This window comes from Moritella sp. 28 (genome assembly GCF_018219435.1).
Lineage (GTDB): Bacteria > Pseudomonadota > Gammaproteobacteria > Enterobacterales > Moritellaceae > Moritella.
The window spans coordinates 1,870,429-1,884,458 of sequence record NZ_CP056121.1 but is presented as its reverse complement, the minus strand read 5'-3'; the positions used below and the strand labels follow the sequence as shown (position 1 = coordinate 1,884,458).

Sequence of the window (14,030 nt, the reverse complement as noted above, 5' to 3'; positions counted from 1 at the left end):
GTTACATTTCATTATGTTTAATTACATTTGCATCATGATAGGATTATTGCTTATCAAAACAATAACCAAAGGAAAGAGTTATGATCTATGCAGCACCAGGTACTCAAGATGCACTTGTTAATTTTAAACCGCGTTACCAAAATTTCATTGGCGGCCAATGGGTAGAGCCACAAAACGGCTGTTACTTTGATAACATTAGCCCAATAAATGGCGAAGTCATCTGTCAAATACCACGCTCAAATCACCTTGATATCGAACTTGCACTAGATGCCGCCCATAAAGCCAAAGATGCTTGGGGTACTACATCTGTTACTGCCCGTTCTAATATACTGCTAAAAATAGCCGATCGTTTAGAAGAAAACCTGACTCAACTCGCAATAGCAGAAACCTGGGATAACGGTAAAGCAATCCGAGAAACATTAGCTGCAGACATTCCTTTGGCGGTTGATCACTTCCGTTATTTCGCAGGTTGTTTACGTGCTCAAGAAGGTAGTATCGGTGATATTGACGAAAACACAGTGTCTTATCACTTCCATGAACCTCTTGGAGTCGTAGGTCAGATCATTCCTTGGAACTTCCCTATTCTTATGGCTGCATGGAAACTCGCACCTGCACTGGCTGCTGGTAACTGCGTGATCCTTAAGCCTGCAGAGCAAACACCTGCCTCTATTTTAGTATTAATGGAATTAATTGAAGATCTATTACCAGCCGGTGTACTGAATATCGTCAACGGTTATGGCGCTGAAGCAGGTCAAGCCCTTGCTAGCAGTACTCGTATTGCTAAAATAGCCTTTACTGGTTCCACTCCTGTTGGTTCACATATCCTGAAATGTGCAGCCGAAAACATTATTCCATCAACGGTCGAGCTGGGCGGAAAATCACCGAACATCTTCTTCCCAGATATCATGGATCATGAAGATGCTTATCTAAGTAAATGTATTGAAGGTGTAGTACTCGCCTATTTCAACCAAGGTGAAGTCTGTACTTGCCCATCTCGATTACTGGTTCACGAAGACATCTACGAGCAATTTGTCGCTAAGATCATCGAACGTACCAAATTAATCAAACGTGGTAACCCGCTAGATACCGAAACTATGGTTGGTGCGCAAGCGTCACAAGAGCAATTTGATAAGATTTTAAAGTATATTGAAATTGGTAAAGCTGAAGGCGCAGAGCTACTCATTGGTGGCGATATTGAAGAAGTACATACCGATTATGAAGACGGATTTTATATCCAACCAACGCTGCTTAAAGGCACGAATGATATGCGCATCTTCCAAGAAGAAATTTTTGGACCAGTGATCGCAGTAACCACCTTTAAAACCGAAGAAGAAGCGCTTGAATTAGCCAATGATTCTGAATTTGGCTTAGGTGCGGGAGTTTGGAGTCGCGACATGAATGTAGCTTACCGCATGGGCCGTAAGATCCAAGCAGGCCGCGTATGGACGAACTGTTACCACATGTACCCTGCCCACGCAGCGTTTGGCGGATATAAAAAATCAGGTGTCGGCCGTGAAACTCATAAGGTTGCTTTAGAGCATTACCAGCAGACCAAAAATTTACTGGTCAGTTATGATGTGAACCCGCTAGGTTTTTTCTAATTAAACCTCCCTCTATTCTGATTTAATAAATTAGCAGCTTAATGGTTAGCCCATTATCGTTAAGTTGCTAAATTAAACCTCTGCCCCTAATCAAAAAAGCCTCCAATTAGGAGGTCAAATTAAATAAACCACTAAAATGGATTTTTATTATGAAGTTAAAAGTTTTACCAATATCTTTACTCACAGCACTATTGTTTAGTACCTCAAATTATGCGGCACTAGGAGAGCATGATGTTAATTTTGACAACGATGCTTTAACTCATAAACATAAAGTTCGTGACTTTAAATTTTATGCATCTCTGTATGAGAAAAAATCTAATAAGCTTGATCGTATTTTACAAAGAAATCAAAGCAACCAAAAAAAGATTAAAGCTATTTCTAAATTATTCTTAAATTCGTCCTATGTGAAAAACCGTCTTATTGGCTCTGATATAGAAAAAGAAAGGTTTGTAGCAGATTTCAGAGCATTAGATTGTTTTACCTTTTTAGATTATGTAGAAGCTTTAAGAAAATCATATGATTTCTCATATGATTTTTCAGATAATTTAATCAACACGCGATATAAAAATAGTGACGTAGATTTTTTATTAAGAAAACATTTCTTTTCAGACTGGACTTATGTAGATGATAATGGGGACAGAAATGCTGAAGATGTGACAGAAGATTTAACAGATAACACGAAAACGATACAAAAAGAATTAAATCAAAAAGAGGATGGTGGAACTTACATCAAGGGATTAGCAATAACCTCAAGAAAAATAACATATATTCCAGGGGAAAGTATAGATGACAGTGTAGTGAATAATCTTAAAAATGGTGACTACATTGGTATATATACAAACATAAAAGGACTAGATGTAACCCATACAGGGATATTCATTAGAGGAAAAAATGGACCTGTGTACAGAAATGCATCATCTATCTCTAAAAATATGAAAGTCGTTGATACACCATTTTTAGAGTATGTTCAGGATAAACCTGGAATTGTAGTCTACAGAGCACTTTAAAATTTCGATTAACTCAACATATTTTTATGACGATGCTGATATGACTGCTACTAATGAAACCTAATTCAAAACTAACCAGTGTTATCTGCATGCCTGTTTTAATCAGTTCAGTCGCTTTCTTCAAACGTTGCTGCTGTTGAAATACCAAGGGTGTACAACCAAGGTGTAATTTGAATTGATTAGCAGCTTAACGATGACCTCATTACCTTTAAGCTGCTAAATTAGGTCTATAACCCTGTCATTGAATATTTGAAATTAATTAAAAATAGATAAACCTACGTTTATTTATTATTTGTGTGAGCATTCAGTGTCCCCCTACAGCTTGGTGAGCTTCCGAGAAATTCCCAATTATTCCCACTGGTGCCATTACTTGGGAAATTACCATAAGACGATGATTGAAGCTTGAAATAGTCAGTACGATTCATTGCATAAATGTTTATATATTTGTAGATGTCTCCTGGATTACCGCGAAGAGAAGGATCCCAAAAGTGACAAGCTGGAAGTCTACTGTGAACTGTATTACTCCCCTTCTCTGCGCCTGAAGCACCTATGTTTTTTACAGTAAGTGCACCGTTGTCATAGGTGGCACTACTAAACTGGCTGTGATATAGCGCATCAGTAAGAAATACAGGCGTGCCAGTAAAGGGACCGACTCCATTTTTAAAAAATTGGAAATAGTGTTCATGGCCAGCCAATATTGCTATCGGTTTATAGGTATCCATAATAGATTGTAATCTGGCTAAATCTGTTGGTGATGAATCTTTAACTACATGGTCGTCAGCATCATGCATATTAATAATAATGTCCTGTACATTTCTTTGTTCCGCTTTCTTTAAATCATCTTCGAGCCAGTCTAGTGAATTTTTGATACGATAATCAACACCAATGCTACCATCACCTATGGTAGCTGTGTATGTTGGGTAGTTTTGAAGTTGAACAAAGTGTACTCCTTTATAGTCCCAAGAATAAGCCAGACTTCCAGTACCGTTGTAAAGCCCCTCGTCGACCCAATCAGAACTAAAATTAAGTAGTGTCTCGGAGTATTTCATTATGAAATACTCCATATTGTTAACACTGTTAGCAGCACATCCATCTGCACCACCTCCAGTGCCTATGTCCCAACAATCGCCAATACTATTGGCATAGTCATGATTACCAAGACCAAGATAAAAAGGAAGGTTTATACTCGCCAATGTACTCAACGTAGCTCTCCATGATCTCGGCCTGCCATATTCAGTTATATCACCATTAGCAATACCAAAGTCATGAGGATTTGTTTGAATATAACGATTGATAGATTCTACGCCCTTATTCACAGCGTCGCGCCAAGGTTTGTTGTCCTCGTCAACAGGCTCAGTAGTTTCACTTCGGAATGATTGTGGGTCAGGGGTTAGAATAAAACTAAACTTATTTGATTCTGGCGTGAAATCTCTTCCAATCCTATAATTAATGAGTACTGTTTCGTCATCATCCGCTTTTTGCTTACCGCAACCAGGGTAATTGTCAGGAGTCTCTAAGTAAATTCCAAATCCGTCTGTGCCACACTTGGGTTCAGTCCCGATCCATTCATTAATATCCCACGAATTCGTAATCCAAGATCCATCGAAGTACGATGTTGTAGTATAAGTATCAAGAATATTCATGTCCTTATCTTTAAGCGTGTACGAAAAGGTGACATGACCTTCATCCCCCCTTATCTCCCCCAAGTATCCGTTAATGTCACTAGCACAAAACATGTCAGTTCTCCCTGCCGGGATCAAAAAAGCATGTTGACGTGTTCTTCGGTCTAACGTGCGACCTTCAATCGCGCTTCTTACCGTAACATAAAGATCGCTATTGTGAGGTGTAAGCGTTTGAGCACAGAGCCTTGCACGAGCCACACCCCAGATTGTTGCTGACTTCAGGTTTACCTCGCTTGCTGGTTCTATATCATTTTCTTTATTCGGTATTAAATTACACCCTGTAAGAAAACTTGACATGGCAAGCGTAAATAAAAATTTTTCCTTAAATTTAAAATTCATACTATTCCTTTGTATATTTTTATATAAATAAAATCTTAGTTAAGGAGCGTTGTTCATCCATGATTAGTTTTTGATCAACATGGTAAAGGGAGATAATTACTTTCGTCAAAAACCAACAACACTCAATTACCATGCAAAATAATACTAACTTATACATAATATTAAACACAATAAAAATAGATGTATCATATTGATTATATTATAACAAAAAAGAATATAGGTAAGTTTTACAAGTATCAGAAGCCCCACTATAACGAATATAACTAACACATAATAACTTGCATTTTATTGCTAACTAATAGATCATTTGTATAGTCAATTAAGTTTAATTGATTACGCCATTATACTGCTATTAAAGTTAGATGTTATTAAGGTTAGACGTTATGAACAGTTCGCCGCGCTATATTCAAATCCAAGACTTCATTCTTGAAAAAATCAATTCTCACGTTTGGATGCCAGGAAGCAAGATCCCGACAGAACTCGAATTAACCAAACAGTTTAGTGTTAGCCGCATGACGGTCAATAAAGCGATCCGCGATTTAGTCAACAAAGGTCTACTGGAAAGAACGCCACGATTAGGTACGTTTGTCTGCCAGAAAAAAATAGAGTCATCACTGAGTGATATTCGTAATATTGCTGATGAGATCCGTCAACGTGGTAAAAACTACAGCAATAAAGTGTTAACGAAAGTGGCTATACAAGCGGATGATGAGATTGCCATGAGACTAGGTGTTAAGCTTGAAACACCTATATTCTTCAGTGAAATCATTCACTTTGAAGATGATATTGCACTGCAACTTGAGTTACGCTGGGTTAATCCAGAATTTGCACCAAACTATCTCGAACAAGATTTCAATCTGGCGACACCCAATGAATACCTCACCAAAAACTGCCCATTAAGCTCGATTGAACATACTGTTGAAGCAATAATGCCAAGTGTCTCTATTCAGCAGCACTTGAATTTAACAGCGCAACAACCTTGTTTATTACTCAATCGTCGCACGTGGAGCAAGCAAGATTTAATCAGTGTTGCGCTACTGTATCATCCAGCAGATAAATACAAACTCAGCCTAAAAGCCGAAATATAGCACCCGCATTAAAATCATTATGCCAAACAATGTGTCGATTTTTTTAAATCGACCATGATCAAAAAAACACATTCATTTTATTAACAAAACCAGTACTTAGTCACAACAAGTTAATTTAAAACTTGCCATTTGTATCTAAATTGTCTATTTATTTGTATATACATTAAATGACGTGAGATTCTGATGAGTTTACTGCTAACGAATACAACAATTGTATCCATGGATCAAAGTGATTCAGATTACCAAACACAGCCTCATTGTTTCATTGCAATTGCCCACGGCAAGATAGTCGAAATAGGTCCAATGCAGCAGTGCCCGTCAGCAGACTACTCACACATTATCGATTACCAAAACCGCCTTATTACACCGGGTCTTATCGACAGTCATACCCATCTGGTTTTTGCAGGTAACCGTGCCAAAGAGTTTGAGCAACGCTTAACTGGCGTGCCGTATGAAACAATCGCCAAACAAGGTGGCGGCATCCTATCGACCGTAAACGCGACTCGCGCAGCAAGCGAAAGACAACTTGTTGAACTCGCCCTACAACGTCTATCTGCACTGACCGCAGATGGCGTTACCACGATTGAAATCAAATCGGGTTACGGCTTAACGCTGGAAGACGAATTAAAAATGCTACGCGCAGCTAAACAATTAGAGCTGCATGCCAGTATTAAAGTATCAACAACACTACTGGCCGCACACGCCGTACCACCTGAATATAAAGACAATGCCGATAGCTATATCCGCTATGTGTGTGACGAAATAATACCAGCCGCAGTTGCAGCTAAACTCGTGGACTCTGTGGATGTATTCTGCGAAGGCATTGGTTTTAACTTGGCACAAACGAAAACCGTTTTCGAGGCAGCTTTATCTTATGGGTTGGGCATCAAAGGACACACAGAACAATTAAGTAACCTTGGCGGAAGTGAACTTGCCGCAACAATGGGCGCGACCTCGGTTGATCATATCGAATTCCTTGACGAGCAAGGCGTGAAAGCACTTGCTGAACATGGCACTGTCGCTACCTTGCTTCCCGGCGCATTCTACTTTTTAAGAGAAACCCAATTACCACCCATTGAATTACTGCGTCAACATAACGTGCCAATGGCATTAGCAACCGATTTTAACCCAGGTACCTCACCTATCGCATCGTTAACTATGATGATGAATATGGGCTGTACTTTATTTAGATTAACGCCTGAAGAAGCATTACGTGGTGTAACCTGCCATGCAGCGAAAGCGTTAGGGTTGCAAAATTCACGCGGCCAAATTCGAGTTGGCTATGATGCTGATTTGGCAATCTGGAATATCGAACACCCTGCACAGCTCGCTTATGAAGTGGCCACACCAAGGTTACACTCTCGCATCGTTAACGGAGAGATTTGTGATGACTAAAACAACTGTTCCAGCAGGCTCTCAACATACAATAACAAATCATGCCGCGACTAATGCTGATATTTGGCAGGGTCGAATTGACGCCGAAGACGGTGAAGCAGGCATGCGTTTTCATCAAAAAGTCATTTTAATCGGAGAAGACGAACGATTAACAAATGGCAAACAACCTATAAACCACGCAGGAGTTGTCCTACTCGGTTTTGCTTGCGATGAAGGTGTAAAACGTAATAAAGGCCGTGTTGGCGCAGTACAAGCACCGGATCTTATTCGCAAAGCCCTCGCAAATACCGCATGGCATCATGACAATGCTGCTTTTACAGATAGAGATAGAGATAGAGATACAGGTACTAGCACGTCAGCCCTTGTTGATGCAGGTAATATCTATTGCAACGATACTGATTTAGCCGCCAGCCAAAAAGAACTGGCTAATCATGTCGAAACAGCCCTAAACCAACAAAACAAAGTGATGGTATTAGGGGGTGGACACGAAATCGCCTGGGGAACATTCCAAGGATTAGCTCAGCATTTCCAAACAGCAAAAGTAAACAAACCGAAAATTGGCATTATCAACTTTGATGCCCATTTTGACTTACGCACCTATTCAGCAGACGAACAAACGTTCCCTACTAGCTCAGGCACGCCATTTAATCAGATAGCGAAACACTGCCAACAACTCGGCTGGGCGTTTAATTATGCATGCCTTGGTGTCAGTCGCGCCAGTAATACCCAAGCGTTATTCACCCTCGCAGATCAACTTGGAGTACATTATCGCGAAGACCACCAGCTAGCTTCTTATCAGCTTGCCGAGCGTATCGAAGAATTAATCGCATTTATTGATAACGTGGATTACCTCTATCTGACCATAGATATCGATGTATTCTCTGCGAGCACTGCGCCCGGAGTTAGCGCACCAGCAGCACGTGGGGTGAATTATGAAAGTGTCGAAGCATTACTACAACCCATATTTAACGCTAGAAATGCAGCAGGCCAAGCAAAATTGCTAGTCGCAGATTTAGCTGAATACAATCCCAATTTTGATATAGACAATCAAACTGCAAGACTTGCAGCACGATTAACGTGGGATATTACCCGCGCCATGTTTAAGTGAAAAGGAAATCCTAATGACTGATAAACGTTTAGATACGTCTCGTACTATCATTGCCCCTCACGGCACCCAACTCAACGCTAAATCATGGCAAACCGAAGCGCCATTACGCATGTTGATGAACAATCTACACCCTGATGTTGCCGAGCATCCACATGCATTGGTTGTTTATGGCGGCATTGGTCGCGCGGCGCGTGATTGGGAATGTTACGACAAAATAGTCGAAGTACTAAAACGTTTAGAGGATGACGAAACACTCCTTGTACAATCAGGTAAACCAGTTGGCGTATTCAAGACCCACAGCAATGCACCGCGTGTACTCATTGCTAACTCAAACCTAGTCCCGCATTGGGCAAACTGGGAACACTTCAACAAGCTCGATAAAGCAGGCTTGATGATGTACGGGCAAATGACCGCAGGTTCTTGGATTTATATTGGTTCACAAGGTATTGTGCAAGGTACGTACGAAACATTTGTAGCCATGGCTAAACAACATTTTAACGGCCAAGCACAAGGTCGCTGGGTATTAACAGGTGGTTTAGGTGGCATGGGTGGCGCACAACCGCTTGCAGCTACGATGGCTGGTTTCTCCATGATTGCCGTTGAATGTGATGAATCACGTATTGATTACCGCTTGCGTACAGGTTATGTCGATAAAAAAGCAACAAGTCTTGATGAAGCATTAGCGCTACTTGATGAAGCAATCAAAAACAAGCAACCAACTTCGATTGGCCTACTTGGTAATGCCGCCGATATTTTCCCTGAATTAGTGAAACGTGGTGTCGTTCCAGATTGTACTACCGACCAAACATCAGCCCATGATCCACTTAATGGCTATTTACCTCAAGGTTGGACGATGGCACATGCCGCGTCAATGCGTAAAGAAGATGAAGCGATTGTCGTTAAAGCCGCGAAACAATCAATGGCGGTACAAGTACAAGCCATGTTAGCACTGCAAAAAGCAGGTTCAGCAACGGTAGATTATGGTAATAACATTCGTCAAATGGCACTGGAAGAAGGCGTTGATAATGCGTTTGATTTCCCCGGGTTTGTGCCCGCCTATATTCGCCCACTTTTCTGTGAAGGCATAGGTCCTTTCCGCTGGGTTGCATTGTCTGGCGATCCAGAAGATATCTACAAAACAGATCAAAAAGTAAAAGAGTTGATCCCAGATAATCCACAGCTACACAACTGGTTAGACATGGCACGCGAACGCATTCAATTCCAAGGCCTGCCAGCACGTATTTGTTGGGTTGGCTTAAAAGACCGTCAACGTCTTGGTTTGGCCTTTAACGAAATGGTTAAAAATGGCGAACTTAAAGCGCCGATTGTAATTGGCCGAGATCACCTTGATTCCGGTTCTGTTGCGAGTCCTAATCGCGAAACCGAAGGCATGATGGATGGTTCTGATGCCGTTTCGGATTGGCCACTATTAAACGCTCTGCTCAATACAGCAAGTGGTGCTACCTGGGTATCACTGCATCATGGCGGCGGCGTTGGCATGGGCTTCTCTCAACATTCAGGCATGGTGATACTTTGTGACGGCACCGATGATGCCCATGAACGTATTAGTCGTGTATTACATAACGATCCAGCCACAGGTGTCATGCGTCATGCTGATGCGGGTTATGATATTGCTAAAACCTGCGCGGAAGAACAACACTTAGACCTACCGATGCTTAAATAATTGGTATAAATAATTTTGGAGAAAAACATGTACCAACTAACAATTAAGCCTGGACAACTTACCCTAGCACAGCTTCGTCAAATCAGTCGTGCCCCTGTGCAGGTGTCGCTCGACCCTCGCTGTTACGATGATATCCATGCCAGCACAGAAATTGTAAATAACGTCATTGCCGAAAACCGGGTTGCTTACGGTATTAATACCGGATTTGGCCTGCTTGCTAACACCCGTATCGCGCCAGAAGATCTCGAAACATTACAGCGTAGTATCGTGCTATCTCATGCAGCAGGTATCGGAGAGTTCATGAATGATGAAACCGTACGGTTGATGATGGTACTTAAAATTAACAGTCTCGCGCGTGGTTTTTCTGGCATTCGTTTATCGGTTATTGAAGCGTTAATACAACTCGTTAATGCCGAAGTTTACCCGTGCGTACCGAAAAAAGGTTCAGTGGGTGCATCGGGTGACCTCGCCCCCCTTGCCCACATGAGTACAGTATTACTGGGTGAAGGTGAAGCGCGCCATCAAGGTAACGTCATTTCTGGTGAAGAAGCATTAACGATTGCAGGCATGCAGAAGATCACGTTAGCGCCGAAAGAAGGGTTAGCCTTGTTAAACGGCACACAAGCATCTACTGCGTTTGGCCTTGAAGGATTATTTGCTGCCGAAGATCTGTTTGCTTCAGCAACCTTATGTGGCGCAATGACAGTGGAAGCAGCGCTTGGTAGCCGTCGCCCGTTTGATCCACGCGTTCACCGAGTGCGTGGTCATCGATCACAAATGGACTCAGCAACTATGTATCGTCACATACTTGAATTTAGCAGTGAAATTGGTAATTCTCACACGGCATGTGAAAAAGTCCAAGACCCTTACTCACTCCGTTGTCAGCCACAAGTAATGGGCGCATGTTTACAGCAGATCCGTAATTCAGCTGAAATTTTCGAAATCGAAGCCAATTCAGTGTCAGATAATCCGTTAGTGTTTGCCGATGATGGCGACATTATCTCGGCGGGTAACTTCCACGCAGAACCCATTGCGATGGCCAGTGACAATCTTGCGCTTGCGCTTGCTGAGATAGGCAGTTTATCGGAACGTCGCATGGCACTATTGATTGACAGCAGCTTAAGTAAATTACCGCCATTCCTCGTAGATAATGGCGGCGTTAACTCTGGCTTTATGATCGCACAGGTAACTGCTGCAGCGTTAGCCAGTGAGAATAAGTCATTAGCCCATCCAGCATCGGTTGATAGCTTACCAACCTCAGCCAACCAAGAAGATCATGTATCTATGGCGACCTTTGCTGGGCGTCGTTTAAAAGACATGGCTGAAAATACCCGTGGTATCTTAGCGGTTGAGCTGTTGTCTGCGGCACAAGGACTTGATTTCAGAGCGCCGCTAAAATCATCCCCATTAATTGAACAGGCTAAAGCAGAATTACGTGAACGTGTCTATTTCTATGACAAAGACCGCTACTTTGCACCCGATATTGCCAAAGCTAATCAGCTGCTCCTAGAAGCGGCCCACAACAAGCTTGTTGCAAGAGACATGCTGCCTAGTTTCTAACAACTTAAATAATATAAAAGCCTTAAACCCTGATTTTATACAAACATAATCAAATTTAAGGCTTTGCTATATCATTGAGCTGTCGGTCGTGGAACTTAGATAGTAATAATACTGAGACTATCGCCCCTAATAATGCAAGCCCCATATCTGATTGGGTATCCCATATATAGCCTTGTGTACCTAAAAATGCTTCAGCATTCTCTCCTGTCGTTAACGCCACCCACCATTCGATAAGTTCGTAGAACGCACTAAACGCGAGACTCACCGAGATAATAAACAGTACCCGCCAACGATCACCATTAACCACGTTCTTTCGTATCAATAATTCTCTGGCAATTAATGCAGGTACAAAACCTTGGAAGAAATGCCCGACTTTATCGTAATTATTCCTTTCTGCACCAAATAAACCATCAAAAAAAGGGACTTCGGCATACGTGTAATGACCACCTATCATCAAGACAATACAATGCGCCAAAATGAAACCATACAGTAGTGAAGTCAGTCTAAAACTATTGTAGGTTAACGCTAGAATAACAGCGCCGATGATTGCAGGCACGACTTCAAGGAACCAAGTAAATTGATCTTTTGGGTCAATACCAGACCAAATAAGTACAACTGCAAAAGTTAAAGTCCAAAAGTATTTAATAACGCTACACTCCCAAAATAATATGTATGTCGCTGAGTATATTAATGTAAACGTCATGTTAAAAGTAGAGTAAGATCAAAAAATAACCACACTCTAAACGACGATTAACACAAAATATTACCAACGAGGTACACCCTACCCTAAGTCACTGACAGCATTGATTTTAAAACACCGAAAAAACAAACGTATTGGTTAAATATATCGCAAAACATAATCGGCAGGAATGTTGAACTGGAATATTAATAAAATACTGGTAATATACCGCCCCTCACACCCTAAGTGAGAATTTTATGCAACTAAATGCATGCCAGATTGGCGAAGAAGTACCCGTAATACCGAATACCTCAACCTGTCGTAAAAGCGACAAACTGGTTCCAGCACTAACAATTGGCTTCATTAGCTTATTCTTATTGGCTGCGATCATTGACCTCCCTCGTTTCACTACCTTAATTCAAGACTTATTTTCAGCAGCTGCTGGACAATTTGGTTACTTTTGGCAATGGCTAATGGTGGCAAACTTTGCTGTTGCTTTATGCATTGCGGCAACCCGTTACGGTAAAACTCGTATGGGCCTGAAAACTAAACCTGAAATAGGCACGTTCCGCTGGTTAGCAATGATCATGTGTACTCTATTAGCAGGTGGTGGTGTTTTCTGGTCTGCAGCAGAGCCTATTTATCATTTCATTACGCCACCTGCAAGTTATCCTGACATTACAGGATCAACTGTTGATGCAGTTGTCCCAGCACTTAGTCAAAGCTTCTTGCATTGGGGATTCCTTGCGTGGTCAGTGCTTGGCACACTCGCAACTATTGTATTAATGTATGCACATCACCATCATGGTATCAAGCTGCGCCCACGTGCGTTACTTTTCCCTATCGTTGGTAATCGTCTAGAAAACCATTGGTTTGGTGCTGTCATTGACGCATGTTCAATTATTGCGGTTGCAGCTGGTACGATTGGTCCAATTGGTTTCTTAGCATCGCAAATGGGTTATAGCCTTGAAGTGCTAACAGGCCTTAAAAATGACATGAATTCTCAGCTGATGATATTAGCAGTGGTTGTGTTGATTTGTGCGCTATCAGCCGCATCTGGCATGGACAAAGGTTTACAGTGGCTTAGTCGCTTAAACGTCATTGGCGCATTTGCATTACTGCTCGCAATACTGATTTTAGGCCCAACACAATTCATTTTTGAACAGTTTGGCCGTGCATTCGCAACTTACTTGCAAGACATACCAACGATGAGCCTGACTCACGACAATCCAGGTTGGAATGTTTGGTGGACTTGGTTCTTCTGGGGCTGGTTCATTGGTTTTGCACCTATGATGGCGATTTTTATTGCACGTATTTCAGAAGGTCGTAGTATTCGTGAGTTAGTATTGGCTGTTGCCATTGGCGCTCCGATTGCAACAAACTTCTGGTTCTCGGTATTAGGCGGTACAGGTATCTTCCTCGAGTTACAAGCACCAGGCATTATTTCAGGTCCATTAAATGAAGCTGGCTTGCCTGCGGTATTGTTAGCAACATTACAACAATTACCATTAAGCGAAATTTTGCTACCTGCATTCTTGGTACTAACAACAACGTTTGTGGTTACCACTGGTGATTCAATGGCTTATTCTATTGCGATGGTTGTATCAGGCGACAATGAACCCGACCGTAAGCAGCGCATATTCTGGGCTGTTATCATGGGTTGTGTTGCTGCAGCGTTATTACTCGCGGGTGACGGCGGTTTAAATGCACTGCAATCATTCATTGTGATTACTGCTGTACCAGTATCATTGCTTATTGCCGCAACCTTGTTAACAGGGCCAATGGCTGCAATTAAGATGACTAAAGCACAAGATGCGCTACTTGCAGAAAAAGCACTAGCAAAAGCATAATAAACAAAACAGCCTGATTAATAAGCAATGTTAGCTT

Annotated in this window: 11 protein-coding genes; 8 read left to right on the top strand and 3 right to left on the bottom strand. The window is 41.7% G+C overall.

Annotated features, from left to right (window positions below; all coding sequences use genetic code 11):
* Window positions 1-80: 80 nt before the first annotated feature.
* Both HWV02_RS08395 and HWV02_RS08390 read left to right on the top strand, forming a co-directional pair.
* Complete coding sequence (locus HWV02_RS08395; RefSeq protein WP_211674918.1) at window positions 81-1,601, top strand: aldehyde dehydrogenase family protein; 1,521 nt, start codon at window positions 81-83, stop codon at window positions 1,599-1,601.
* Window positions 1,602-1,750: 149 nt separating this feature from the next.
* Window positions 1,751-2,608: an N-acetylmuramoyl-L-alanine amidase-like domain-containing protein gene (locus HWV02_RS08390; RefSeq protein WP_211690161.1), complete on the top strand. Its 858-nt coding sequence runs from the start codon at window positions 1,751-1,753 to the stop codon at window positions 2,606-2,608.
* A 13-nt stretch (window positions 2,609-2,621) separates the two neighbouring features.
* Here the strand turns inward: HWV02_RS08390 and HWV02_RS08385 are convergent, their stop codons facing one another.
* Together HWV02_RS08385 and HWV02_RS08380 are read right to left on the bottom strand one after the other, a co-directional pair.
* A complete protein-coding gene (locus HWV02_RS08385; protein ID WP_255550669.1) occupies window positions 2,622-2,732 on the bottom strand; it encodes a hypothetical protein in 111 nt (36 codons plus the stop codon).
* A 157-nt stretch (window positions 2,733-2,889) separates the two neighbouring features.
* Window positions 2,890-4,629 carry a metallophosphoesterase gene (locus HWV02_RS08380; protein ID WP_211679256.1) on the bottom strand — a complete coding sequence of 580 codons (1,740 nt, stop codon included), beginning with the start codon at window positions 4,627-4,629 and terminating at the stop codon, window positions 2,890-2,892.
* A gap of 383 nt (window positions 4,630-5,012) precedes the next feature.
* On the opposite strand from HWV02_RS08380, the gene hutC reads away from it, so the two are divergent.
* The 5 genes from hutC to hutH all read left to right on the top strand — a co-directional run bounded on the left by hutC (window position 5,013) and on the right by hutH (window position 11,464).
* Window positions 5,013-5,717 (top strand): histidine utilization repressor, encoded by a 705-nt coding sequence (hutC, locus tag HWV02_RS08375; RefSeq protein WP_211690160.1) that lies wholly within the window; start codon window positions 5,013-5,015, stop codon window positions 5,715-5,717.
* A gap of 183 nt (window positions 5,718-5,900) precedes the next feature.
* A complete protein-coding gene (gene hutI / locus HWV02_RS08370) occupies window positions 5,901-7,112 on the top strand; it encodes an imidazolonepropionase (RefSeq protein WP_211690159.1) in 1,212 nt (403 codons plus the stop codon).
* The gene (gene hutG, locus HWV02_RS08365) at window positions 7,105-8,220 is read left to right on the top strand and encodes a formimidoylglutamase (RefSeq protein WP_211690548.1); all 1,116 of its coding nucleotides are present in this window, start codon (window positions 7,105-7,107) and stop codon (window positions 8,218-8,220) included. Before hutI ends, hutG begins: the two co-directional genes overlap by 8 nt.
* Window positions 8,221-8,233: 13 nt before the next feature.
* A complete protein-coding gene (gene hutU, locus HWV02_RS08360) occupies window positions 8,234-9,904 on the top strand; it encodes a urocanate hydratase (RefSeq protein WP_211690158.1) in 1,671 nt (556 codons plus the stop codon).
* A gap of 27 nt (window positions 9,905-9,931) precedes the next feature.
* Entirely contained in the window at window positions 9,932-11,464 is a 1,533-nt protein-coding gene (hutH, locus tag HWV02_RS08355) for a histidine ammonia-lyase (RefSeq protein WP_211674911.1), read from the top strand.
* A 55-nt stretch (window positions 11,465-11,519) separates the two neighbouring features.
* Here the strand turns inward: hutH and HWV02_RS08350 are convergent, their stop codons facing one another.
* Window positions 11,520-12,167, bottom strand: a complete 648-nt coding sequence (locus HWV02_RS08350) for a DUF2238 domain-containing protein (protein WP_370629422.1) — start codon at window positions 12,165-12,167, stop codon at window positions 11,520-11,522.
* A 233-nt stretch (window positions 12,168-12,400) separates the two neighbouring features.
* Between HWV02_RS08350 and HWV02_RS08345 the strand changes: the two genes are divergently transcribed.
* Complete coding sequence (locus HWV02_RS08345; RefSeq protein ID WP_211679252.1) at window positions 12,401-13,993, top strand: BCCT family transporter; 1,593 nt, start codon at window positions 12,401-12,403, stop codon at window positions 13,991-13,993.
* Window positions 13,994-14,030 lie beyond the last annotated feature (37 nt).